This is a genomic window from Cyclobacterium jeungdonense, assembly GCF_010994275.1.
Classification (GTDB): Bacteria; Bacteroidota; Bacteroidia; order Cytophagales; family Cyclobacteriaceae; genus Cyclobacterium; species Cyclobacterium jeungdonense.
In genome coordinates, this window is record NZ_WMCD01000005.1 from 38200 (window position 1) to 62454 (window position 24255).

Consider the following 24255-nt stretch of genomic DNA (forward strand, 5'->3'; position numbering starts at 1 on the left):
ACACAATGAAGCGGATCAGTGACTGGGTAATTTTGTTCCTAAAGGGAATGGGTATGGGAAGTGCGGATATTGTACCCGGTGTGTCGGGCGGATCCATCGCTTTGGTTACGAAGATATATGAGGAATTATTGGAAAGCATTAATTCCTTTGATCTGCAAGCACTACATTTGCTAACACGCCTGAAAATGGCTGAATTCTGGAAACACGTCAACGGAGGGTTTTTATTGGTGCTGTTTCTTGGCATTATGACCAGTATTTTTGCCTTCTCCAAGGTAATTACCTTCTTTATTGACCATTTTCCCATTCCACTCTGGTCCTTTTTTTGCGGATTGATCCTTATCAGCGCCATCGTGATCCTGAGAGATATCAAACGATGGAACCTCATAGCCATTCTGATGTTTCCGCTGGGTGCGGTCCTGGCCTATTTTATCACCGAATTGCCCTTAATCACTTCGCCCGAAACCCTCTGGTTTACATTTATTTCAGGAGCTATCGCAATTTGTGCCATGATTTTACCGGGTATATCCGGAAGCTTTCTATTGCTCATCTTGGGCAAATATGAGTACATACTCACCGCAGTAAACAATAAAGACCTACTGGTCCTGGGTGTATTTGCACTGGGTTGTGTAATTGGATTACTTCTTTTTAGCAGGGTAATTTCCTGGTTTTTGAAAAATTTCCACGCGCTTACCCTATCCCTGCTTTCGGGATTTATGATTGGATCTATCAATAAAATCTGGCCCTGGAAAAAAGTGTTAAGTTATCGCATTTCCAGTTCTGGCATGCAAAAACCGCTACTAACGGAAAATATCCTTCCTCATGTTTATCTGTTAGAAACGGGAGAGGACCCCGGTTTCCTTCTGGCCATTTTTGCGTTTTTATTTGGTGTCCTGCTCGTAGTAGGGCTCGAAAGACTGGCACATAATTTTAGCAGAGAATGAAAAAATACGGACTCATCGGATTTCCACTGACCCATTCCTTCTCCAAAAAATACTTTTCTGAAAAATTCCGGAAAGAAGGCTTGAGAGGGTGTCAATACGAGCTTTATGAGATACCCAATATCCAGGCCTTCCCTGCTTTGCTAGCTAAAGAACCTGACATCATTGGCCTGAATGTAACCATTCCATACAAGCAGCAAGTTATCCCGTACCTTGATCGGCTAGAAACCGCCTGCCGCGAAATTGGAGCAGTTAATTGCATCAAAGTTAGCCCCGACGAATTGGTAGGATTCAACACCGACTATATTGGATTCAGAACCTCTCTTGAAAACTGGGTGGGAAAAGAACGGCCGGCTGCCCTTGTCCTTGGCACAGGCGGTGCGTCCAACGCCGTAGCGCAAGCCCTTAACGACCTGAATATTTCTTTTTTTAAGGTCTCCAGGACTTCCCCTCCGGATTCCAAATCCACCCTATCTTACAAGGAACTGTCTCCCGAAATCATGGCGGACTATCACCTAATCATCAATACCACCCCGCTGGGAACCTATCCCAATACCAGCGAAAGTCCCCCTATTCCCCTGGAACACATCGGTTCGAACCATTGGTTTTATGACCTGGTCTACAACCCGGAGGAAACCAGTCTGATGAAGGAAGTCTCCCGCAGGGGAGCAAAGACCAAAAACGGGATAGAAATGCTTCACCTGCAGGCAGAAGCTGCATGGGAAATCTGGAATGCCGAAGAATGATACTTATGAAAGGCCAGAGCTCCATCGTTGGGGCTAGATTGACCGTTGTTCGTAAATGCCAATTGCTTAATAGGTTAGATCTCGATTGCATAAGTAAATAATATGATTGCACTTTATTTTCAGTGGTTTCATTAAAGTTTGTCGATTAAAATAAGTATTATTAATCGTCATTCCACTCCAATTTTGTTTTTATGGTGAAGAAAGCAACGACTCAGGACAGAAAGATTTTTGTTTTAGACACTTCTGTCATTTTGTATGATCATTACTCCATAATGAATTTTGCCGAACACGATGTTGTGATTCCGATTACGGTGTTGGAAGAACTCGATCAATTCAAAAAGGGCAACGACACCAAAAATTTTGAGGCAAGGGAATTCATTCGCCTGTTGGACCGATTGGCAAAGGATCAAATGATCCAACACTGGACGCCCTTAAACGGAAAAACCAGGGGTTCTTTTAAGGTAATGATGAATCCGGAAAACTCCCTGAATGCCAATGAAATTTTCGGAGAAGAAAAAAATGACCATAAAATCCTGAACGCAGCCTTAAGTCTAAGGCAGACGGAAAAAAATCGAAAGGTCATATTGGTGAGCAAGGATATCAATCTCCGTCTCAAAGCCAAATCCCTGGATATTCCGGCAGAGGATTACGAAACCGGTAAAATTAAAAACATATCCGAAATTGAAAATACGGGCAAAGAAATAATTGAAAACGTAAACCAGGAAATCATCAACACGCTTTATGAAAAAAGCTACCTGGATGCGGAACAGGTCTTTGGTAAAAAACGAAAATCCGTACCGTCCAATAATACCTACTACATCCTGAAAGGAACAACACCCAACGCATCTATTCTGGCGTTTTACCATGCGGTAGAAAAATCCTTTGAAAAAATCTCCAAATCAAAGGCCTACAACGTTAGTCCCAAAAATGCGGAACAGGCTTTTGCCTTGCACGCTATCATGGATCCAAAAATCAAATTGGTTAGTATTCAGGGGGTAGCCGGTACAGGAAAAACCTTATTAGCCCTGGCAGGGGCCTTGGAGCAACGCAGTAACTTTAAGCAAATTTTCCTTGCGCGACCCATCGTCCCATTAAGTAATAAAGACATCGGTTTCTTGCCGGGAGATATTAAATCCAAATTGAATCCCTACATGGAACCACTGTGGGATAATTTGAAATTTATCCAAAACCAGTACAAGGAACATGACAAGGAGTATCAGCGAATTTCGGACATGGTAAACCAGGAAAAATTAGTGATCCAGCCACTTGCTTACATCCGGGGCCGCTCGCTGTCCAACATCTTTTTTATAGTGGACGAGGCGCAGAATCTAACTCCCCACGAAGTAAAAACCATTATTAGTAGGGCAGGAGAGAACACAAAAATTATTTTTACCGGAGATGTTTTCCAGATTGATACGCCCTATTTGGACAGTCAGAGCAACGGCCTTTCTTACCTGATCGACCGGGTAAGGAACCACCCCCTTTATGCTCACGTGAAATTGGAAAAGGGGGAACGTTCCGAACTAGCCAATCTGGCAAACGACTTGCTGTAGATTAACTTTCTGTGATGGTATTCAATTTGGCCAGGAAGCTATTGTAATATTGCCTCCCCACCTGTACCACATCGCCAGTTTTCAAGTTGATCTCTTTAGTGTTAAAGCTTTCTATTTGGCCTAATTGAACAATATAGGACTTCTGTACCCGAAGAAAAAGATTGGAAGGCAGCTTTTCCTCCATGTCTTTCATTGACTTACGGATGGTGAAATTACGGTTTTTGGTAAAAATGGTCACCATATTCCCGTTGGCTTCCACGTAGTAAATATCCGAGTAATCCACACGTTCAAAACTGTTGTCGGCCTTAATGTATACGGCATCTACCACCAGGTAAGGGCTTTCGACTATTTTAGTACTTACGCCCTCGGAAAGTGCCGGCCTGGTACGCTGGTTGTACAGAACGATTTCCACCATGGCATGGATATCGTTGCTGTTGAAAGGCTTCACGATGAAACCAGCCGGGTGAGTTCTTTTCGCACGCTCTATGATGGCAGGATCGCTGTAAGAGGTTACGTAGACAATAGGCGCATCCACCATTTGCTGAATAATCTCTCCCAGTTCGATACCGTCTTTGTCACCTTTTAGTTTGATGTCCATGAAGACCATGTCCGGGCGGTATTTCTTGACTACTTTAATGGCCTGGTTGGCTGAATTGGCAATGTCAATATTGACATAGCCTAAAAGCTGCAAAATTTCTTCGATGTTTTCAGAAATATTTACATCGTCTTCGACAATCAGTATCCTTTCTTCTTTCATGATCTTAATTTTAGGGAAAAATTTAAATAAAAGCTGTTTTGACCAATTTACAAATTAAAACACAAATTAATGCACAGATCCCCCTATTATATGCCTACCTGACAGAATGACCCTGGTCATTTCGATTAAAGACTCATCAAATCTTTGAACCGTGCTGCCTGTCGCCGGCTCACTTCAATTCGTTCTCCTCCCTTTAAGGTTACTACCAGGCCTCCGTTAAACCAGGGTTCAATGGATTCCACCCAACTCAAATTTATGATGTGTTTTCGACTGGCCCGAAAAAAGGACTTTTCGTCCAAGCGCTCGTCCAATGCGTTGAGCGATTTATGGATCATGGGCTTGTTATTTTCAAAATACACCTTGATGTAATTCCCGTCCGATTCAAAGAGGCGCACATTAGCCAGTTTTACAAACCAACACTTGTCGCCATCCTTTACAAAAACCTGATCGTTCAGAGCAAGTTGGCTTTTCGAAGTTTTTGAAGCGGCTTCGTCTTCTTCCTTTTTCAACTCCTCCAATTTTTTCTCGAGTTTTTTAAGTGTATCGGTGAGACGCTCCGGCTCTATGGGTTTCAATAAATAATCCAGTGCATTTACCTGAAAAGCCTGCAAGGCAAACTCATCATAGGCGGTAATGAATACCACAAGTGGTACATGATCCAATTCCTCCAGCAGATCAAAACCGGTCTTTTCCGGCATCTGGATATCCAAAAAGAGTACCTCTGGGTTCAATTCCTCTATTTTTTCCCGGGCATCATCTACATTGTTGGCCTCACCCAGTACTTCTACATTGTCATTTTGATTCAATAGGTTGATGAGCTCCTTCCTTGCTAATCTTTCATCATCTACTACTAATACGCGCATATCTCTTTTAATTTTATCCTAAATTAAGGTTTTGTTTTGGAATTTTAATTTCTGTGACCACGAATTCATTCCCATAATTGAAAATTTTGAAGGAAGCACGGTTACCGTAAATCAGTTTTAGACGTTGCACCGTGTTAGCGATGCCATGCCCCTCGCCCTTCTTCCTGGGGGATTTGTCCTGTTTCAGGTGACCACTATTTCGAACCCAAATATACAAATCATCTAACAGTCCTATGGTGCATTTTATTTCTATTAATCCCCCTTTCATCAAATTAGATATCCCATGCTTGATACCGTTTTCAACGATGGTCTGTAACATCATAGGCGGAATTTTGTACTCATAGGCCTTGGGTTCCACGTCGTACGAGACCTTTAGCCGCTCCTCAAAACGGATGGACTCCAGGTTCAAATAGTCTTTCACCGTATTCATCTCTTCCGAAAGCGGAATGGTTTTATGCTTATCCATGACCAGAGAATACCGAAGAATATTGGAAAGCTGGGTAATGGCAGTCTTGGCGTTGGTGGGATTTTCGTCTACCAGTGCCCTGACACTATTCAGGGCGTTGAAAATAAAATGCGGATTTAGCTGATTTCTTAAGTGGATCAGTTTGATTTCATTAATTCTTGCCTGGTATTTGAGACTGGAATTATAATTATCCAGAAAATAAAACAGAAAATAGAGCAAGGACCAAAGGGAGTAAAACAGAAAACTTGTAAAAAGGTTCGCCAAAAGTACCAATGGTCGAAAATCTTCCCGGAGATGCAGCGTTCCAAAAACCCAATTTATGATAATTTGAGCAAAAGTGTTTAAAAAACTGAGAATCAAAACCGCAATCAATACGTGACTGATCAATTTGGTAAGCTCAAATTCCAGCCAGCTTTTATTTTTAATCAGAAATCGGAAAAAGTGCGTCGACAAAAAATAAAAAATGGCTAGTGAAAAATAAGCACCAATCTGTATCGGCGTGATCCCCCTGACCATTGAGACAAAAAACAAATTGACCAGGGCGAAACAGAGCCAACCAAATATTTGTAATAGCCAATATAACTTGTATTTATCCATTCATTACCCTTCTCTCCACATAGGACCGCTGGTTAGCGGACACCAGCAACTTTGTTCAGGGGAATTTTATCGAGAATTTTATGAATCAGATCCCTAGTACTCACATTATCTGCTTCAGCTTCGTAATTTAAAATGATCCGGTGATTCAAAACATCCTCTGCTATGGCCTTGATATCCTCCGGCAACACGTAGTCTCTTCCTTCCATAAAAGCGGTGGCTTTTGCTGCCAAATTCAAGTTGATGGATGCCCGGGGAGATGCCCCAAACTGAATGTATTTTGCTTCTTCCTGCATGCCGTATTTTTCAGGAAAACGGGTGGAAAACACTAATTCAATAATGTAATTTTCCAAAGCCTCAGCTATTTGTACTTCATTGATGGCATTTCGAATCGCAAATATATCCTCCTTATTCAAAATGGGGTTTACCTCAGAAGAAAAGTGGGCGTTGGTCATCCGGCGCATTACTTCCAACTCATCCGACTTGGAAGGGTAATCAATATTAACCTTCATCATAAATCGGTCTACCTGAGCTTCCGGAAGTGGATAGGTTCCCTCCTGATCCACGGGGTTTTGAGTAGCCAGAACCAGAAATGGTTTGTCCAAAGTAAACGTTGTTTCTCCAATGGTCACCTGCTTCTCCTGCATGGCCTCCAACAATGCCGACTGGACTTTGGCAGGAGAACGGTTGACCTCATCTGCCAGGATGATATTGGAAAAGATCGGGCCTTTCTTGACCTCAAAATTAGCATTGAGTTGGTTGTAGATCATGGTACCCACCAAATCAGACGGTAGAAGATCCGGTGTAAACTGGATCCGTTTGAAATCCAAATGAAGCACCTGAGACAAGGTGTTTACCGTCAAGGTCTTCGCTAATCCGGGAACCCCTTCCAAAAGAATATGACCGTTGGTAAATAAGCCAATCAAAAGCCGGTTTACCATCTTATCCTGGCCGACTACTATCTTTTTCACTTCCTGAATGACTTCCTGTATCTTCTCCTGATGCATGTTGTTTGATTCAAATTTCAATTAAATGATTAAGGCAAGGCCCCAAAATAGAAGCCTAAATTAGAATATTTCGTGGTTTATCCCAATTCAGAATCTTCTCTTATTTCTTTCTGGGTGAAATTTGGGCTTTTTTCCCTGAGAAGAACCATTAATCAATAACGGAATTCTCAAAAATTCGTACAACGCTTCCTGTTCAAGAGACCTCACTTCTCCCGGTTGAAAGCCCTGTATCGTTAACGATTCGATAGACCACCTTACCAGGCGCAAGGTAGGAAAACCCACCGCTGCTGTCATCTTGCGAACCTGTCGGTTTTTGCCTTCTTTTAACGAAAGCGCTATCCAGGAATCGGGTACATTTTTTCGGTACCGAATGGGAGGAACCCGCTCCGGTAATTCAGATTCTGCCTCGGGATGGAGATTCGCACTGGCCCCTGAAGTCTTGTAAGGCTTTCCATTTATTTTAATCGTTAGTCCCCGCTTCAGTTGCTGCAATGCTTCATCAGAAATATCCCCTTCTACTTGCACCCAGTATGTCCGCTCGTGTGCATGAAGTGGATCCAGCAGCAAGTGATTAAGTCTATTGTCATTCGTTAACAGAAGCAAACCCTCACTGTCCTTATCCAACCTGCCGACCGGATAAACATCAGATGGGAAATCTCCTAGCTCGGCCAGCGTTTCAGCCTCTCCGCTAAATTGGCTCAACATGCCGAAGGGTTTGTATACAACGAAATACCTGTAATCCATAAAACTGGTATATTACCTCAATAACTGAAACAATTCATTCAAACGAGGCGTGAGAATGATTTCGGTCCTTCTGTTTTTGGCCCGTCCTTCCTGTGATTCGTTAGGAGCTTTGGGTTCGTAAAAACTCCTGCCAGCTGCAATTACTCTTTCCGGTGCCACATCATAAGTGCCGGTCAATATCCGAACAATTGCCGTGGCCCGAGCTGTGCTCAGTTCCCAGTTATCTTCAAAACTTCCCCGAATAGGTACATTATCGGTATGGCCCTCAACCATGATCTGTATATCCGGACTGTTGTTCAGGACTACCGCGAGTTTTCCCAATGCTTCTCTACCTTCCCGATTCACAGTAGCACTTCCGGAGGAAAACAAGAGTTTATCTTGAAGCGATACATACAACTTGCCATCCTGCTCATTTATCTGTAGTTCGTCGGAACGGTACTGTACCAGGGCTTTATCGATGGTTGTTTTTAAATTCTCCATGACTGCCCGTTGTTCATCCAGTAGGTTTTGAAGCAAATCCAGCCGCTGCTGCTGCTCCGAGAGACGTTGCTCCTTTTCGGTAAGCTCCTGACGGACGGAAGAAGAAGTGGACATGGCACTTTCCAGCCTGCCTGCCAACTCGGAATTTTCCTGCCGTTCTGCTTCTAATTGCTCCTGAAGGTTCTCGTTAGATTCCTGGAGGCTGGCAAGTTCTCGCCTGGTGCTGTCTAACATCTCCTCCGTATTTCTTAAAGAACGCATCATCTCCGCATTCCTTATATTTACTTCATGGTATTTCTTCTGGGGTACACAGGACTCTAACAAGACCATCCCAATTAAAAAACAACCGAATAGAAAGGTTCTCCTCATAATGCATCTGGATTTTAAATGGTAGTCACCAAAAACATACCAATTTACTGGGATTCTAATAAAATCCCGGCCTATACTTGAAAATGATCAGGAAATTCTACTCCAATTCAACTCGTTTTTCCTAAGTCGAGCCACCTGATCAGCTATGGGCTTATTCTCGGCAGAACTCAGATGTGGATCCTTTTCTAAAATTTTACGTGCTACCTCTCTTGCTTGCACCAATATTTCTGCGTCCTTGCTTAAATCTGCCATTTTTAAGTCCGTAATGCCTGATTGCTGGGTGCCGGAAAGGTCTCCTGGACCTCTTAGCCTCAAATCCACATCCGCAATCTCAAACCCATTGGTCGTCCTCACCATGGTTTCTAACCGCACCCTGCTATCCTTTCCCAACTCGTATTTGCTCATCAGTATACAATAGGACTGCTCTGCACCCCGTCCTACCCTGCCCCGCAATTGATGGAGTTGAGATAAACCAAAGCGCTCTGCATTTTCGATGACCATCACGCTGGCATTGGGAACGTTTACACCGACTTCTATTACCGTGGTGGCCACCATTATCTTGGTCTCTCCCTTCGAAAATCGGGTCATTTCAAAATCCTTGTCCCCTGCCTTCATATTGCCATGTAATATACCAATGGGATAGCCTGGAAAAGCCCTGCAAATGCTTTCGTAACCGTCCATAAGGCTCTTCAAATCACTCTTTTCGGATTCTTCGATTAGCGGATACACGATGTAAACCTGCCGTCCCTGTTCTATTTGCTTTCTTAAAAATCCAAATACCTTCAGCCGATCTTTATCATATCGATGAACAGTCTGTATGACTTTCCTTCCTATCGGCAATTCATCTATCACCGAAATATCCAAGTCTCCATACAAGGTCATGGCCAAGGTTCTGGGGATCGGTGTAGCCGTCATTACCAACACATGGGGATAAAAATCCTCGTTTTTTGCCCATAATTTAGCCCGCTGTGCCACACCAAACCGGTGCTGTTCGTCAATAATGGCCAAGCCAAGGCGGTGAAATTTCACTACATCCTCCAACAACGCATGGGTCCCTACCAACAAATGTAACTTCCCGGAAACTAATTCCCGATGAATTTCTTCCCGCTTCTTTTTACTGCTGGATCCTGTCAGGAGTGCGATTTTTAAACCCATTTGCTCTGAGAAGTCCTTCAGCCCTTCATAATGTTGATTAGCCAAAATTTCGGTGGGTGCCATCAAACAGGTTTGGTAGCCCGAATCCACCGCCACCAATAGGCAAATAAATGCCACAATGGTTTTGCCGGAGCCCACATCTCCCTGCACCAGCCGATTCATTTGCAAGCCGGATTTGAGGTCTGCATAGATTTCTTTAATGACCCGCTTCTGTGCCTCCGTCAACTGAAAAGGAAGCATCTCTTTGTAAAATCGGGTGAGGAGTTGGGTTTGATCCAGCACTTTGCCTCTGAATTTTTCGGTTCTGGCCAGCTTTAACTTTAATAGCCGAAGTTGTAAGAAGAAAAACTCTTCAAATTTTAGCCGGTACATGGCTTTCCGCAAGGCATCGCTTCCAGATGGAAAATGAATCTCTTTTATCGCGTCCCTTTTGGAAACCAGTTTCAAGGAATCAAGGATGGGTAAAGGTAGGGTTTCGGGAATTTTTGGTAAGGCCAGGGGCAACAGGCCTTTTAATATTTTGGAAATGCCTTTGCTATCTAAAAACCGATGCCTGAGTTTCTCAGTAGTCGTATAGACCGGCTGGAAAAAAGGCTCTTCTTCCTGCGTTCCACTAAGAGGCTCGAGATCCGGATGCGCCATACTGTACCGGCCTCCAAACCGCTGCGGTTTGCCGAAGGCCACCATGGAAACTCCCTTTACCAGTCTTTTGCCTATCCAGTTCAACCCTTTAAACCAAGTGAGTTCCATAATGCCCGTTTCGTCGGCAAACTGAGCCACGAGTCGTTTTTTTCTTCCCTCACCTATGGACTGCACGGATATAATTTTTCCGATGACCTGTACCTGCTGCAGATCGGATTGGATTTCGCGTATTTTATAAAACCGGGTTCTATCCTCATACCGAAACGGATAGTGTTGCAGCAATTCTCCAAAAGTAAATACGTCCAGTTCTTTATTTAGCAGCGCTGCTCTTTGGGGGCCAACCCCTTTCAGGTATTCGATTTTGGTGTCAAAAAAACCGGTCAATGTTTGCAGTTTTAGCCTAAATTCATCGTATCAGGGCTTTCCTGAGCTTTCCTTCCAATTCGCTAATGTCCTCCCTTTTTTCGATCAAAGCGCTCAGAAGCGCCGCCTGATTTTTTGCCCGGTGCAGGTTTTGCTCCTGGTAGTCTACCTGGTAGTATATGTTGCCATTCAGGTGGTCTGTCAAAAAGCGGACCCCCATAATTAAGGTCATCATTTCCCCTCCAAAAGGCAAGGAGTCCAACTCTTCGTCCTGAATTTTCCCTCCCAATATGGAGTAAAAACCTTCCAACAAGCCCTCGTATTTTTCCATATCGACTTGGATTTGATCCCATTCCAGGGAGGATTCATCCCGGGTACAGGCTACTGTACGGACCAAATCTCCAAAATCATAAAACACAAAGCCGGCCATAATGGTGTCCAGATCTATAAGCGCATTTACCCGGTCCAGGTTTTCCGCAAAAATTAGATTATTTATTTTTGTGTCGTTGTGGGTTACCCGAAGGGGGAGTTGTTTTCGGAATTGACCGTACTTTTCAAGAAGGTCTTTCCTCTCCAGGTAAAAATCAACCATTTTCTCGGTCTCGGAATCCTTTTGGACACGGGGATTTTTAAGCGCTGCATCAAATTGCTGATACCTGATTTCCAAATTGTGAAAATGAGCAATGGTATCCTCCATTCTTCCTGCGTCCGCTTGCAAAAAAATCTGAATAAACCGTGCAAATGCTTCGGAGGCAATTTTCGCATGCCCTTTTTGTACGATAGCATCCTGTGTAACCCCACTTACAAAAGGAAAAAGGCGGTAAAGCCCCTCGGCCAAATGGGTAAAAAAGGCGCCCCCCTTATTAGGTATGGGCAGAGGCAAGACAAAAGGCAAATCACTTGGATCAAATTGCCCCATCAGGTATTCCAAATTTCCGGAAATACGCTCGGGGTGCGTAAAAACAGCATCATTAAATTCTTGCAAAATAAAGGCATTGGCATCCACATCCACCCGATACGTCTTGTGGATATGACCGGAACCAAACCTTTTTATCCTAATTTGACCGGTTTTCAATCCATATGCTTTTGCCAATGCATCCAATATTGATTCGTTCATAGGCGCTATTTTCTGACTATTTTCCGAGTTGTTTTCTGAAATCATATTAATTTGTCGTGGTAAAATTACAATACTTTTGATTATATATTTTGAAAGGGACTATATTTACCTGAGAGGACTTTGATTTCAACGGATCCTGGCTAATTTCACATCCGTAAAAATAATTCTGTATTATTTAAAATAATTGAAAAAGTTTTATTTAATTAGAAAAATTTTCTCATAACCTATTGAGGTTAATATGAACCACGTATCCTGGACCAAAAACCATCTTAATCCAAGTTTACCATGAATATTTCAATCATCGATTGGGCAATAATCATTTCATTTTTTGTGATATCCATGTTAATAGGTGTAATCGCCTCCAAAACAGCGGGTAAAAATGCCAAAGAGTTTTTTCTTTCCGGAAGAAACATGCCCTGGTGGCTTTTGGGAGTAAGTATGGTGGCAACCACCTTTTCCGCAGATACTCCCAACCTGGTTACAGATATTGTCCGTAAAAATGGAGTTTCTGGAAACTGGGTTTGGTGGGCTTTTCTACTGACGGGAATGCTGACCGTATTTGTTTATGCCAAATTATGGAGACGCTCGGAGGTTACAACTGATCTGGAATTCTACGAGTTGCGGTATGGAGGAAAAGGCGCTGCCTTTTTGCGGGCCTTTCGGGCATTGTACCTTGGTGTGTTTTTCAATGTGGTAATCATGGCTACGGTTTCTCTTGCGGCCATTAAGATTTTTGGAGTGATGTTGGGATTAAGTTCCTGGGAAACGCTTTTGATTGTTTCGGTTGTGACAGTGATTTACAGTTCACTGGGAGGTTTGAAAGGCGTATTGCTCACTGATTTTTTTCAATTTTTTATTGCCATGGGAGGCGCATTTGGTGCAGCCATTTACATCGTAGGCCTACCTGAAATCGGGAGTTTGAGCAATTTGCTAAGTCATCCCAATGTGTCTGACAAATTAAACATCATTCCAGATTTCAGTGATTGGAACCTGCTGATTCCTTTATTTATAATGCCTTTGGCGGTACAATGGTGGGCTACCTGGTATCCAGGAGCAGAGCCGGGAGGCGGAGGCTACATTGCCCAACGAATGCTGTCTGCAAAGGATGAAAAAAATGCCATTGGTGCGACACTACTTTTTAATATCACCCATTATGCTATCCGTCCCTGGCCTTGGATTATCATTGCGCTTTCTTCACTGATCGTTTTTCCTCAATTAAGCGACATGCAGGAAGCATTTCCCAATATTGAATCGAGCAAACTTGGGGATGACCTGGCTTATTCTGCCATGTTGACTTTCCTGCCAACAGGTCTGATTGGCGTGGTGCTTGCCTCACTGATTGCTGCAGTTATGTCCACCTTATCGACACACCTGAATTGGGGTTCTTCCTATGTGGTAAATGATTTTTATGCCCGTTTTATCAAACCAGAAGCATCTGACAAGGAGTTGGTGGCCGTAGGTCGCCTTTCCACAGTTGGTCTTATGGTACTTGCTGCCTTATTGGCAACGGTCCTTTCAAATGCCTTGGAGGCATTTAATATTTTATTGCAAATCGGAGCGGGAACCGGACTCATCTTTATCTTAAGGTGGTTTTGGTGGAGAATCAATGCGTACACCGAAATTTCAGCCATGATTGTTTCCTTTATCGTGGCCATTTATTTCGAATCCATACACAACAAACTTGGATTTTGGCCCATCCCAGATGACATGGCCTATTTGAAATTGTTATTTGGCGTGACCCTTACCACCATTACCTGGGTGTCGGTTACATTACTTACCAAGCCGGAAGACGATAAAGTCCTGCTTTCGTTTTACAGAAAAGTAAGGCCTGCTAGCTGGGGCTGGAAAAAGCTTTTGGCCAAATACCCCGATGAAAAAGAAGAAATCGGCCAACTACCTATGGAAATTGGATTGATGTTAATTGGTTCCGTCATGGTTTATGCCGCCTTATTTGCCGTAGGTTTTTGGATCTATGGGGAAACTGTATCGGCCATCATTGCGACGATCGTCTCGTTGGCAGGAGGTATTCTGGTATTTAAAAGTTGGAAAAAAATGAGATAAACATTGCGTTCTAACAGGAAATGATGGGAATTTTTCTGAGTAAACGTTGGTTTTCTCGGTAAATCCGGGTAGAAAAGTTAATTTGCATCAAGTTGAGAAAGCAATGGCAGTCAAAACAGCTGATATTTTAAAAGATAGTAACCTGCGGGTAACTAGCTGCAGGAGAGATGTTCTGAAGACATTTTTGGGAAGGAAAGTTGCTTTATCCCATGGTGATTTGGAAGAAGCGTTAAAAGAGAATTTTGATCGGGTCACTATCTACAGAACCCTTAAAACATTTTTAGAAAACGACCTTATTCATAAGGTATTGGATGACACGGGAGCGGCCAAATACGCCCTTTGCAATCACAGCACCGAAGAGCCTCACCACGACCACGAGCATGTCCATTTTAAATGTGAAGTATGCGGAAATACGAATTGTCTGGAAGAGATTGCTTTGCCAAGGCTGATGTTGCCAAGAGGCTATCAGGCACGCGAAATGAGTTTGTTAATTCAGGGTGTTTGTAAAAATTGCAGCTAAAAATTTAATAAACTACAGGCTTTTCCGATTTGTCCCGGTCCTCTGATGGCCACACAATTCCTGGAGGAAGGTCAATTTTTGGCGGAGTAAAATCTTCTACTCCACCATCACCATCATCATCGTTATTTTTTCTGTTTCTGTTGATTTTGGCTTTGGTAAGGGTGGCAACAAAATATATAAGTACCACGTAGGCCACTCCGCACAACACCAAATCGATTACCAGGCTACTCATCATATCAAAAGATTTTCATCAAATTACAATATAATTTTTAATTAATCAACAAGTTAACACTGAGAATGATAGCAATGTTAGAAAATAAATAAAAATAAAAAGCCAAACCAAATAAACTTGCTATCTATGAGATAACATGAGATATTTGCGGATCAAAATGAAAAGCAAACCATGATTGTCAAAACTAAAAAATACAAACTGGAAACAGGAACCTATATCAAGCAGGGATTGAAGAATATATTTAAAGAACAGTGGTGGGTGATTTTCATAGCGATTGCCATTGCCTGTGGCTACTTTTGGATCCCTTCCTGGTGGTGGATTAGCATGGCCCTGCTTGCTTATGCCCTGTATTGGCTTTTTTGGGTCATTCAATTCGCCGGGGTAACCCAAATGGAACAAAATAAAGTGATGTTTGAAAAACTTTCCTACGAAATAGATAGCCGACAAGTATTGATGAAAATTAATAGCAAACAAGGCATGCCTATTAAGTGGGAAATGATTAAAAAAGCCCAAATAAAAGAACATGCCTACATATTGGTTTTATCCAAGGCCCAATTTATTCACCTGCCTTTCAAGATATTTCATTCCCAGAATGAAATAAAATTTATTGAAACCATTTTGAAAAGAAAAGGGCTTGTAAGCTAAAAAAAGGGACCGGCTTGTCAGGCGGTCCCTTTTTTATTTTTTTAGCTCGCTAAGTGCCTTAAAGAAAGTTATCGGCTTTCCGGTAAGCCGCAATTACGTCTGCTTCCCCCTCTTTACCTGGATTGGCGTTTCCATGTTCCATTCCGCAGACTCCTTTAAATCCCTTCTCATAGATATATTTAAACACGTTCTGGTAGTTGATCTCACCTGTGCCCGGTTCTTTTCTTCCGGGATTATCTCCAATTTGAATGTAGGCGATCTCGTCCCAACACATTTCCATCAGGTTTATCAAATTTCCCTCATTTTTCTGCTGGTGGTAAATATCATAGAGAATCTTACAACTTGGGCTGTTCACTCCCTTGCATATCATATAAGTCTGAGGCGAATACCTTAAAAATAAATTGGGTGTATCGCTCAATGGCTCCAATACCATGGTCAGGCCATGTGGCTCCAAAATTTCGGCTCCTTTTCTCAAAGCTTCAATAACATTAGCCGTCTGTATATCCAAGGGAAGGTCCCGCTGGTAATCACCTGGCACCACCGTAGTCCATTTAGCGTTGACTCTTTTAGCGACGTCGATGGCCTTTCGGCAACCGTCCAGAAAGATATCCACGTGCTCCTGTTTCCCTGCTGCCAGGGTATTGGCACCATTGCCCCCTTTATTTAGAACGAAAACCCCCATGGTCATTCCCAATTTGGCCAGGTGGTTGCCAATTTTTTCCTGCATCTCGGGAGTTCTGCCCATCATGCCGTTGTCTTCCAGACTCCGAAAACCTTTTTCATGCATAAAGGTAATCTGATCCAACAAATCATCCCCGGCATGATGCTTAAACATCCCAAAATGAGGGGCGTAGTCCAGATTAAAAGTCTGATCGGCAGGAAGGGTGCCTGGCTGCGCTGCCCTCAAAGTGCCCATGCCGGTTAATCCAGCAGCAACTGAGCCTAGCGATACGTTTTGTATGAATTTTCTTCTTTCCATGCTTACACAACTTTAGTTTTTCCAGGTACCGCAAAGGCGTAGTATCCCTCTTCGTTCGGAACCACTTTTGGTTCGGCATCCCAGGCCAGGCGATCCGGCATCAAGCTAATATCAGAATTGATCGCTTCGTCCCAGGTAATGGATTTGCCGGAGTAAGTGGCGTATCTTCCCAAAATAGAACTCATGGTACTTTTCGCTGCATTTTCTGCGTCTGCAAACTTGTATTCACCCTTGACGATGGCATCAAATAACTGGTCATGCTCTACCTGATAAGGGTTGGCATTATTTTTCCCGTCGTGCTCATAAAGGCTGTTTCCCTTGTAGTCAGTCAATCTTCCCGTATGACCTGCATTCATATACACCTTCCCGTTGGTTCCCTGGAAGCTTTCGTCTACCCTATTGGTCGCTCCCGGGAAGTGACGGCATTCACTATGGATGACGGTTCCATCTTCATAGGTAAACAAGACCACATGGTGATCAAAAATTTCGCCATGTTCTTTTCCCCTACGTACCGTTCTTCCTCCAGTGCCCTCGGCCTTGACCGGGTAGCCTCTTTTCACCCAGTTGGCAACGTCTATATTGTGCACGTGTTGTTCGGTGATATGGTCTCCGCAAAGCCAATTAAAGTAATACCAGTTTCTCATTTGGTATTCCATTTCTGTCTGGCCTGGCTGTCTCTCCCGAACCCAAACGCCACCATCGTTCCAAAACACCTGACCTCCAATGATGTCACCGATTGCTCCGTCATGGATACGGTCTATGGTTTGGATGTAGTTATCCTGGTAATGGCGCTGCAAACCGACCACAACATTCAATTTTTTGGCTTTCGCAATTTCTGCCGCTGCAAGCACCCTTCGAATTCCTACCGCGTCCGTAGCGACCGGCTTTTCCATGAAAATTTGCTTTTCCTGTTTGACAGCTTCCTCGAAATGATCCGGACGAAAACCGGGAGGAGTAGCGATGATCACTACATCTGCCTCTTTCATGGCATGTTTATAGCCATCAAATCCAGTAAACTTCATTTCTTCCGGAACGACTACTTTGTCCTTTCCGTATTTTTTAAAAATCCGCTCGTAACTTTGGTCCAAACGATCTTTAAATGCATCTGCCATGGCCACTAATTGAATGTTTTGACCGGTTTCAAATGCTTGGAATACAGCACCTGTTCCTCTCCCTCCACAACCGATCACGGCAATCTTGATGGCATCATCCCCAGCCGCATAGGCTCCGGGAAGGCTAAACGGACTCAACATCGCGCCACCGGTCAACAAGGCGGAGGTCTTGATGAAATCCCTTCTTTGGTTATTTTTCTTGATTTTCATATTACTTTGAGTTAGATTATTAATAGTCTTCCATTGGTGTTTTGCCATAATAGTCCGCTATTTCCTCGGGGCTGGGCGGGTTCAGGGGCCGCACCAGGCGCATGCCCAGAAAAGGAGCCTCTGGAAACCACCATTGGCTTTTGGGAATTTGCGGGTCAATTCTTTTCCATTCAGCGGTACTGGCAAACCGTTTACTGCTTTTCAGAAGCGCTGCTTCACTGTCATAACTTCCACCCCGAATCACTTTGGGATACAATTCCTCGGATACCTTCAGTGGGTTTTCAGCAGGCTTTTCCCTTGTTTTGTAGGCTTCCGGATCGTAATGATCCATAGTCCATTCGTTGACATTACCTAAAATATCATACAGGCCCCAGGGATTGGGTTCTTTTTTACCCACTTCATGGGTTATGCCCTCGCTATTGGCCTCATACCAAGCGTATTTATCCAAATCTGCAGGATCGTCGCCGAAAAAATAGGCGGTCTCTGAGCCTGCACGGGCGGCATACTCCCATTCCGCTTCAGTGGGAAGCCTGAAAAATACTCCGGTTTTGAGATACAACCACCTGCAAAACTGAATGGCACCATATTGGGTCATGGCTATGGCCGGCTTGTTCTCCTTTCCCATCCCAAACGTCATGTCAAGATAGGGTATGGAAGGCCGGGTAAGACCATCTACCTCCGGGCTAAGTGGCCCTTCGCTGGTAGAAGTTTCAAACCCTTTGTCCAGAAACAACTCAAACAAGTCCCAGGTCACTTCGTGGGAGGCCATCCAGAAAGGGGCCAGTTCCACCGTATGTGCCGGACTTTCGTCCGGATCCCCGTTATTACTTCCCATTCTGAAAGATCCTTCCGGTATTGGAACCATGGAAAATGACATTCCCGTCCCTGGGACTTCTTGTTGGTAAGGTTCAAATGGGTCTTCGACCTGATACCCGCTGCCTATCAGCAGCACTGCAGCTACCGAACCCAGCAAGGCGGTCCTTCTTAAATTAGTAATCATGGAATTCGTTGAGAAAAGCTTCAATTATATGAATGATTCATTTATCGTTTCTGAAGTAATTACTTTAGAATCGGTAAATTACTTTTATTTTTTAATAATTGAAAGTGCAATGCCAGGGACGGCATTTTGGTCCGGTTTCCGGTATCTCGCCTCTTGATTTTCTAATCGGCAACAGCCCACCTTATGCCTTATTCCCGTTATAATAAATTACGATCCGTAGATGAGAATTTGTAAATCACCGCATTCTTGGGGGAATAGGACCTGATCTCCCGAAAAATAATTTTTGCAACCTCTTCTGTAAAATGAACAGGATCTCTAAAATTATCTTTATCGCGCGTCAAAGGGGAAGCATAGTTAAAATCAAAAACATCCCCCAGAGATCTCAAATCTGCCAAAAACCGTTTGTTTAATTTTTCAACCGGATATTCTTCCACTAATCGCTGGTAATCTATGTGTAAAGGCGGAATCCAAAAAATCAGTTTAATACCTCGCTTCCGGCAAAAGTCGGTTATCTCCTCCAGTTGCTGATAATATTCTGTGGGATAGGCCATATTACTATGAAACTTCCCCACGCCTTCCAGTTTTTTTTGCCAGTAATAGTCTTTAGCATCCGGATTATCTTCTTCGGAAAGAACCGTTTTCTGGTCGTTGTCATGGCTCAATAAGGCAATGGCTCCGTTGAACGTATAATTATTAAAAGAGTAGCTGAAGAAATTACTTTTTCTGGAAATGGTCTCTTCCACCCAGAATCGTTTGTTGTATTTATTATACAGACTGAGGTTAATACCCATTAATACCGTATCCGGTTGTTGAATACTATTCGCCCACCAAAAAGACTGGATCATTTCCTTTAAACTGGCACCTCCATAGGCCAGGTTGGCCCAACGTTTTTCTTCCGTGACGTAATATAGACCATTGCTTCGGGAATCACCTATGATCCAATTGGGTTTCGGATCATTTTCAAATGCCAGCATTTTGAATAAATGGGGCTCAATATCGCTGACTACTTGCTTTTTGGTACGGGTGGAAAAAGCCCCCTCACGGTCTAAATAATTGTAGGGATCAATAACTACGATCAGCAGGCAATAGGCGGCGAAAGGAATAGAAAAGAATAGTATTTGAAGAATAAATTTTTTCATTTGCCTTAAAATTGAAAGTAAATAAATTCCTGTTGTACTCCGTTCATGATAAAGCAACAGATGATAATTACGTAATAGGCAACCCATCTGACCGGTTTAGGAACTTTTTCCGTATCCAACTCCAATCCGTGATTCTTTTCACGTTGAAGCCACTCGACCAAAACAAATCCAATGATCAGAAAGAAAAGGTATAACAGGTGATTACCGGTATTCATTGTCCAAAAATCACTTATTGGAAGTTCAAAGATCCGCATGGAAAAAATAATCGACAGGTAATCAAAAGCCATGGAAAGGCTATCAGCCCTAAAAAACACCCAGGCAAGCACTGTCAGAAGAAAAGTACTGCCCATTTGAACGAGCTCTTTAATCGTTGGCAGGTATTTTCCGGCGGCAACAGTGTCGGTAGTATGCGTCCTGTTTCTTTTTGCCAACAAAAGGGGCAGGTAAAACACTGCGTGCAAAGCGCCCCAAAACAAAAAGGTCCAGTTTGCCCCATGCCAGAACCCACTCACGATGAAAATCACAAATATATTTCGGATAGTTTTTCCTTTGCTCACCTTACTTCCTCCTAGCGGGATATACACATAATCCCTAAACCAGGTGGATAGGGATATATGCCAGCGCCTCCAAAACTCGGCAATGTCTCTTGAAAAATAGGGAAAGGCAAAATTTTTCCTCAAATCAAATCCAAATAAACGAGCTGTACCAATGGCAATATCCGAGTAACCGGAGAAATCCCCGTAAATCTGAAGGGCAAAAAGAACCGCCCCCAAAAATAGCGTGCTACCGGAATAATCTCCATAATTTGAAAAGATATCGTTAACATAAATGGCACAATTGTCTGCAATTACAACCTTCTTAAACAAGCCCCACAATATTTGTCGCATGCCATCGAGTGCCTTACCATATTCAAAGGTGCGCTTTTCAAAAAACTGGGGAAGTAAATTTGTGGCCCTTTCTATCGGACCAGCTACCAATTGTGGGAAAAAACTGACATAGGCAAAAAAGGAAACGGGATCAGTGGCCGGAGCGAGTTTTTTCCGATAGATGTCTATGGTATAACTCATCGTTTGAAACGTATAAAAACTAATCCCTACAGGTAAAACAATGGAAAGCCTCTCCGGATCCATTGACCTGCCAAAAAAAGTGAACGCATCGGCAAAGCTTTCCGCAAAAAAATTATAATATTTGAAAAACCCCAAAAAACCGATATTCACCACCATACTGGCGGCCACCAACCATTTTCTCTGTTCTTCTTTCTGATTCCGGCTGAGTTGAATTCCGATAAAATAATCCACCAGGGAACTAAAGGCAATCAGAGATAAAAAACGATAATCCCACCAGCCATAAAAAATATAACTGGCTACCAATACCCAGAGATTTTGAATCCGTATGTCTTTATTGAATACAAACCAGTATAAAATAAAGACCAATGGCAAGAAAATCAGAAATTCAATCGAATTGAATAACATGATAAATTAGCTAATAATGTAGGGTAAAAATCTTCAAGATGACCAAAACATCTGATTCTGCAACGCAAAAACAGTACCATGGCTCTGTTTATGGACAAAACTATATATAAAAACCAATAAAGTGATACTAAATCACAAGTTTTTAATTTTGAACGGTGAATTTATTATGAACTGCTATGCTGACCTGTGGAACTTTTCCCCAGTTCATTCAAATACATTCCCGTAAAATTACCTTTCTCCAGCATTAATTTTTCCGGCTCGCCTTCGAAGGTTACCATTCCTCCTTTTTCCCCACCTTCCGGACCCAGGTCAATTACCCAGTCGGCTGCTTTGATCACTTCGGTATTGTGTTCGATAATGAGCACCGTATGTCCCTGCTCAATCAAGGCATTCATGGAATGCAACAGTTTTTTTATATCGTGAAAGTGCAAACCCGTGGTGGGTTCGTCGAAAATAAATAAAATCCGGTCCTTGGATTTGGTTTCCCCTTTTCCTAAAAAAGAAGCCAGCTTAACACGTTGAGCCTCTCCTCCACTCAACGTGTTCGAGGACTGTCCCAAGCCAATATACCCCAATCCTACTTCCTGCAGGGGTTGTAACTTTTGAAGAATGGTATTCTTTCCTTCAAAAAAATCCATGGCCTCATCAATGCTCATCGCCAACACATCGGAAATATGTTTATCCTTGTAGGTGACATCCAGAATCTCATTTTTAAATCTCTTCCCCTTGCAGGATTCGCAAGTAAGGTAAATGTCAGCCATAAACTGCATTTCGATTTTTTGGGTACCTTCACCCTGGCACGCTTCACACCTACCACCGTCTACATTAAAGCTAAAAAATGCCGGTTTGTATCCACGCTGCCTGGAAAGGGGTAAATCAGCATACAGTGCCCTAATTCCATCATAGGCCTTTACATAAGTGACCGGATTGGATCGGGAAGACTTCCCGATGGGATTTTGGTCTACAAATTCTACTCGGGTGATTTTTCTAAAATCCCCGTCCAATTTGTCCAGCTTTCCGGATTCCTCCGAAACCGTACCCAGGAATTTTCCCAATGCCGGATACAATACCTTCTTTACCAAGGTTGATTTACCCGATCCACTCACACCGGTAATTACCGTCAGCACGCCTAGAGGTACCTTCACCGTGATGTTTTTCAGGTTGTTTTCCCTGGCTCCACGAATCAAAATATGATCCTTCCAGGCTCTGTTGACTGTCTTATGACTGATGGATTCCTGCCCGCTAAGGTATCTGGAAGTGTGCGTGTTTCCAGCAGCCATTAATTCCTCCAAATTTCCCTGAAAAACCAACTCTCCCCCGTGTATCCCGGCATCCGGACCAATATCGATTACCTGATCTGCAGCCCGAATGATTTTCTCTTCGTGCTCCACGACTATAACGGTATTTCCCATATCCCGCAGAGTTTTCAATACCGCTACCAATCGTTCCGTGTCTCTGGGATGAAGGCCGATGCTTGGCTCATCCAGAATATACATGGACCCCACCAGGGCACTTCCCAAAGAGGTCGCCAGTTTAATACGCTGAAATTCGCCTCCAGATAGGGACGAAGTGAGGCGATTGAGGGTCAGGTACCCCAAGCCAACCTGATCCAGGTAGAGCAGCCGATTGGAGATTTCCTTTAATAACCGATCGGCAACTTTTTGATCGCTTTTAGCGAGGTTCAGATTTTCAAAGAAATGCAGGCATTTATCCAGGGGCAGTAAAACCAAATCAGTAATGGACTTACCATTGATTTTTACGTATGAAGCGTCCTTCCGGATTCGGGTACCATGGCAATCGGGACAGGTAGTCCTACCCCTAAACCTGGATAACATGACGCGGTACTGAATTTTGTGTAATTTGCTCTCAATAAAAGCAAAAAAGTCATTCAACCCTTTGAAGTATTCGTTTCCGGTCCATAAAACGGCTTTGTCCTTTTCATCCAGATCTTCATAAGGACGATGAATCGGAAAGTCAAATTTAATCCCATTTTTTAGTAATGGCTGCACCCATTTTTTGGTAGTCTCTCCCCTCCATGGGGCAACGGCACCCTCGAATATCGACAGACTTTTATCAGGAACCACCAAATCAGGATCAATACCCAAAACTGATCCAAATCCCTCACAAGTTCTGCATGCCCCATAGGGATTATTGAAACTAAAAAAATTGACTGACGGCAACTCAAAGCGAATCCCGTCCAGCTCAAATTTATCACTAAAAACACGCTTATCCTTTTCCGGAATCACCACCGTGCAGGTGCCATGCCCTTCAAAAAAAGCAGTCTGAACACTATCTGCAATCCTAAAGTGGTTGTCCTCATCATCGGAATTAACCGAAACCCTATCAATGAGAATTTCATAATTCCCCTCAGGCAGCTCCTCACTTGTTAACAGATCCTCAACAAAAAACGCTTCCCCATCAATTAATACCCGGGTGAATCCTTTTTGAAGCAGAATTTCCAACTCTTTGCCCTTTTCCCTTCCTGCCAGCAGATGCAGGGGACAGCTAATCATGACGCGCTCACCCTCCTCAAAAGAATGAATGTAATCCACTACATCCGTTACGGTGTGGTGTTTTACTTCCTCCCCACTTACCGGAGAATAGGTTTTTCCAATTCTGCTGAAAAGCAACTTCAGGTAATCGTATACCTCAGTTGTTGTTCCTACCGTGGACCTGGGGTTTTTGGTGTTTACGCTCTGCTGAATGGCGATAGCAGGGGAAACACCTTTTATATATTCTACCTCCGGCTTTTCCATGCGACCCAAAAATTGGCGTGCGTAAGAACTGAGGCTTTCCACGTACATGCGTTGACCTTCTGCAAATAGGGTATCGAATGCGAGCGAGGATTTTCCGGAACCAGACAAACCGGTAACCACCACCAGCTTGTTTCTGGGAATCGCTATGCTCAGGTTTTTTAGATTGTTTACCCGCGCATTCTTTATAATAATGAAGGATTTTGGATCCAGGTTTTCCAGTATAGTTGTGTTCTCGGTAGTGATTGCGCCCATAACTTGCAAAGATACCAACCCAACCCCGGAAATGACAAAATGTTACGGAAAATTAACGTATTTGCACGATCATTATCTGCCTG

At 43.2% G+C, this 24255-nt stretch carries 21 protein-coding genes; 6 read left to right on the plus strand and 15 right to left on the minus strand.

Going from position 1 to position 24255, the window contains the following annotated elements; all coding sequences use genetic code 11:
- Positions 1 to 5 precede the first annotated feature (5 nt).
- From GKS34_RS11680 to GKS34_RS11690, 3 genes are all read left to right on the plus strand, one after another.
- Positions 6 to 941: a DUF368 domain-containing protein gene (locus GKS34_RS11680; RefSeq protein WP_163385011.1), complete on the plus strand. Its 936-nt coding sequence runs from the start codon at positions 6 to 8 to the stop codon at positions 939 to 941.
- On the plus strand, positions 938 to 1684 hold the full coding sequence (locus GKS34_RS11685) for a shikimate dehydrogenase family protein (protein ID WP_163385012.1): 747 nt from the start codon (positions 938 to 940) through the stop codon (positions 1682 to 1684). Before GKS34_RS11680 ends, GKS34_RS11685 begins: the two co-directional genes overlap by 4 nt.
- Positions 1685 to 1875: 191 nt before the next feature.
- Positions 1876 to 3237, plus strand: a complete 1362-nt coding sequence (locus tag GKS34_RS11690) for a PhoH family protein (protein ID WP_163385013.1) — start codon at positions 1876 to 1878, stop codon at positions 3235 to 3237.
- 1 nt (position 3238) lies between these two features.
- Here GKS34_RS11690 and GKS34_RS11695 read toward each other — a convergent pair whose 3' ends face one another.
- From GKS34_RS11695 to GKS34_RS11730, 8 genes are all read right to left on the minus strand, one after another.
- Entirely contained in the window at positions 3239 to 3994 is a 756-nt protein-coding gene (locus GKS34_RS11695; RefSeq protein ID WP_163385014.1) for a LytR/AlgR family response regulator transcription factor, read from the minus strand.
- A gap of 125 nt (positions 3995 to 4119) precedes the next feature.
- On the minus strand, positions 4120 to 4857 hold the full coding sequence (locus tag GKS34_RS11700) for a LytR/AlgR family response regulator transcription factor (RefSeq protein WP_163385015.1): 738 nt from the start codon (positions 4855 to 4857) through the stop codon (positions 4120 to 4122).
- Between the two features lie 13 nt (positions 4858 to 4870).
- Positions 4871 to 5920 carry a sensor histidine kinase gene (locus tag GKS34_RS11705; RefSeq protein ID WP_163385016.1) on the minus strand — a complete coding sequence of 350 codons (1050 nt, stop codon included), beginning with the start codon at positions 5918 to 5920 and terminating at the stop codon, positions 4871 to 4873.
- Positions 5921 to 5952: 32 nt separating this feature from the next.
- Positions 5953 to 6924 carry an AAA family ATPase gene (locus GKS34_RS11710; protein ID WP_163385271.1) on the minus strand — a complete coding sequence of 324 codons (972 nt, stop codon included), beginning with the start codon at positions 6922 to 6924 and terminating at the stop codon, positions 5953 to 5955.
- An 87-nt stretch (positions 6925 to 7011) separates the two neighbouring features.
- Entirely contained in the window at positions 7012 to 7668 is a 657-nt protein-coding gene (locus GKS34_RS11715) for a pseudouridine synthase (RefSeq protein ID WP_163385017.1), read from the minus strand.
- 12 nt (positions 7669 to 7680) lie between these two features.
- Entirely contained in the window at positions 7681 to 8517 is an 837-nt protein-coding gene (locus GKS34_RS11720) for an OmpA/MotB family protein (protein WP_163385018.1), read from the minus strand.
- Positions 8518 to 8604: 87 nt separating this feature from the next.
- Positions 8605 to 10698, minus strand: a complete 2094-nt coding sequence (gene recG, locus GKS34_RS11725; RefSeq protein WP_163385019.1) for an ATP-dependent DNA helicase RecG — start codon at positions 10696 to 10698, stop codon at positions 8605 to 8607.
- Positions 10699 to 10720: 22 nt separating this feature from the next.
- Positions 10721 to 11794 (minus strand): phosphotransferase enzyme family protein, encoded by a 1074-nt coding sequence (locus GKS34_RS11730; RefSeq protein ID WP_163385020.1) that lies wholly within the window; start codon positions 11792 to 11794, stop codon positions 10721 to 10723.
- Positions 11795 to 12079: 285 nt separating this feature from the next.
- Between GKS34_RS11730 and GKS34_RS11735 the strand changes: the two genes are divergently transcribed.
- Positions 12080 to 13855, plus strand: a complete 1776-nt coding sequence (locus tag GKS34_RS11735; RefSeq protein WP_163385021.1) for a sodium:solute symporter family protein — start codon at positions 12080 to 12082, stop codon at positions 13853 to 13855.
- A gap of 103 nt (positions 13856 to 13958) precedes the next feature.
- Complete coding sequence (locus GKS34_RS11740; RefSeq protein WP_163385022.1) at positions 13959 to 14375, plus strand: Fur family transcriptional regulator; 417 nt, start codon at positions 13959 to 13961, stop codon at positions 14373 to 14375.
- 4 nt (positions 14376 to 14379) lie between these two features.
- Here GKS34_RS11740 and GKS34_RS11745 read toward each other — a convergent pair whose 3' ends face one another.
- Entirely contained in the window at positions 14380 to 14607 is a 228-nt protein-coding gene (locus GKS34_RS11745) for a hypothetical protein (protein ID WP_163385272.1), read from the minus strand.
- A 171-nt stretch (positions 14608 to 14778) separates the two neighbouring features.
- Here GKS34_RS11745 and GKS34_RS11750 point away from each other — a divergent pair, with 171 nt between their 5' ends.
- Complete coding sequence (locus tag GKS34_RS11750) at positions 14779 to 15252, plus strand: YcxB family protein (RefSeq protein WP_163385023.1); 474 nt, start codon at positions 14779 to 14781, stop codon at positions 15250 to 15252.
- Positions 15253 to 15310: 58 nt separating this feature from the next.
- On the opposite strand, the gene GKS34_RS11755 is transcribed toward GKS34_RS11750, so the two are convergent.
- The 6 genes from GKS34_RS11755 to uvrA form a co-directional block, all read right to left on the minus strand.
- A complete protein-coding gene (locus tag GKS34_RS11755) occupies positions 15311 to 16231 on the minus strand; it encodes a hydroxypyruvate isomerase family protein (RefSeq protein WP_163385024.1) in 921 nt (306 codons plus the stop codon).
- Between the two features lie 2 nt (positions 16232 to 16233).
- A complete protein-coding gene (locus tag GKS34_RS11760; RefSeq protein ID WP_163385025.1) occupies positions 16234 to 17553 on the minus strand; it encodes a Gfo/Idh/MocA family protein in 1320 nt (439 codons plus the stop codon).
- Positions 17554 to 17572: 19 nt separating this feature from the next.
- The gene (locus GKS34_RS11765) at positions 17573 to 18553 is read right to left on the minus strand and encodes a formylglycine-generating enzyme family protein (protein WP_163385026.1); all 981 of its coding nucleotides are present in this window, start codon (positions 18551 to 18553) and stop codon (positions 17573 to 17575) included.
- A gap of 197 nt (positions 18554 to 18750) precedes the next feature.
- A complete protein-coding gene (locus GKS34_RS11770) occupies positions 18751 to 19692 on the minus strand; it encodes a hypothetical protein (RefSeq protein WP_163385027.1) in 942 nt (313 codons plus the stop codon).
- Between the two features lie 5 nt (positions 19693 to 19697).
- The gene (locus tag GKS34_RS11775) at positions 19698 to 21164 is read right to left on the minus strand and encodes an MBOAT family O-acyltransferase (RefSeq protein ID WP_163385028.1); all 1467 of its coding nucleotides are present in this window, start codon (positions 21162 to 21164) and stop codon (positions 19698 to 19700) included.
- Positions 21165 to 21328: 164 nt separating this feature from the next.
- A complete protein-coding gene (gene uvrA, locus GKS34_RS11780; protein WP_163385029.1) occupies positions 21329 to 24172 on the minus strand; it encodes an excinuclease ABC subunit UvrA in 2844 nt (947 codons plus the stop codon).
- Positions 24173 to 24255: the final 83 nt, after the last annotated feature.

Coding starts and splice junctions, on each gene's coding strand:
- GKS34_RS11680 (WP_163385011.1), top strand. CDS start 6: ATGAAGCGGATCAGTGACTGGGTAATTTTGTTCCTAAAGGGAATGGGT.
- GKS34_RS11685 (WP_163385012.1), top strand. CDS start 938: ATGAAAAAATACGGACTCATCGGATTTCCACTGACCCATTCCTTCTCC.
- GKS34_RS11690 (WP_163385013.1), top strand. CDS start 1,876: ATGGTGAAGAAAGCAACGACTCAGGACAGAAAGATTTTTGTTTTAGAC.
- GKS34_RS11695 (WP_163385014.1), bottom strand. CDS start 3,994: ATGAAAGAAGAAAGGATACTGATTGTCGAAGACGATGTAAATATTTCT.
- GKS34_RS11700 (WP_163385015.1), bottom strand. CDS start 4,857: ATGCGCGTATTAGTAGTAGATGATGAAAGATTAGCAAGGAAGGAGCTC.
- GKS34_RS11705 (WP_163385016.1), bottom strand. CDS start 5,920: ATGGATAAATACAAGTTATATTGGCTATTACAAATATTTGGTTGGCTC.
- GKS34_RS11710 (WP_163385271.1), bottom strand. CDS start 6,924: ATGCATCAGGAGAAGATACAGGAAGTCATTCAGGAAGTGAAAAAGATA.
- GKS34_RS11715 (WP_163385017.1), bottom strand. CDS start 7,668: ATGGATTACAGGTATTTCGTTGTATACAAACCCTTCGGCATGTTGAGC.
- GKS34_RS11720 (WP_163385018.1), bottom strand. CDS start 8,517: ATGAGGAGAACCTTTCTATTCGGTTGTTTTTTAATTGGGATGGTCTTG.
- GKS34_RS11730 (WP_163385020.1), bottom strand. CDS start 11,794: ATGAACGAATCAATATTGGATGCATTGGCAAAAGCATATGGATTGAAA.
- GKS34_RS11735 (WP_163385021.1), top strand. CDS start 12,080: ATGAATATTTCAATCATCGATTGGGCAATAATCATTTCATTTTTTGTG.
- GKS34_RS11740 (WP_163385022.1), top strand. CDS start 13,959: ATGGCAGTCAAAACAGCTGATATTTTAAAAGATAGTAACCTGCGGGTA.
- GKS34_RS11745 (WP_163385272.1), bottom strand. CDS start 14,607: ATGAGTAGCCTGGTAATCGATTTGGTGTTGTGCGGAGTGGCCTACGTG.
- GKS34_RS11750 (WP_163385023.1), top strand. CDS start 14,779: ATGATTGTCAAAACTAAAAAATACAAACTGGAAACAGGAACCTATATC.
- GKS34_RS11755 (WP_163385024.1), bottom strand. CDS start 16,231: ATGGAAAGAAGAAAATTCATACAAAACGTATCGCTAGGCTCAGTTGCT.
- GKS34_RS11760 (WP_163385025.1), bottom strand. CDS start 17,553: ATGAAAATCAAGAAAAATAACCAAAGAAGGGATTTCATCAAGACCTCC.
- GKS34_RS11765 (WP_163385026.1), bottom strand. CDS start 18,553: ATGATTACTAATTTAAGAAGGACCGCCTTGCTGGGTTCGGTAGCTGCA.
- GKS34_RS11770 (WP_163385027.1), bottom strand. CDS start 19,692: ATGAAAAAATTTATTCTTCAAATACTATTCTTTTCTATTCCTTTCGCC.
- GKS34_RS11775 (WP_163385028.1), bottom strand. CDS start 21,164: ATGTTATTCAATTCGATTGAATTTCTGATTTTCTTGCCATTGGTCTTT.
- uvrA (WP_163385029.1), bottom strand. CDS start 24,172: ATGGGCGCAATCACTACCGAGAACACAACTATACTGGAAAACCTGGAT.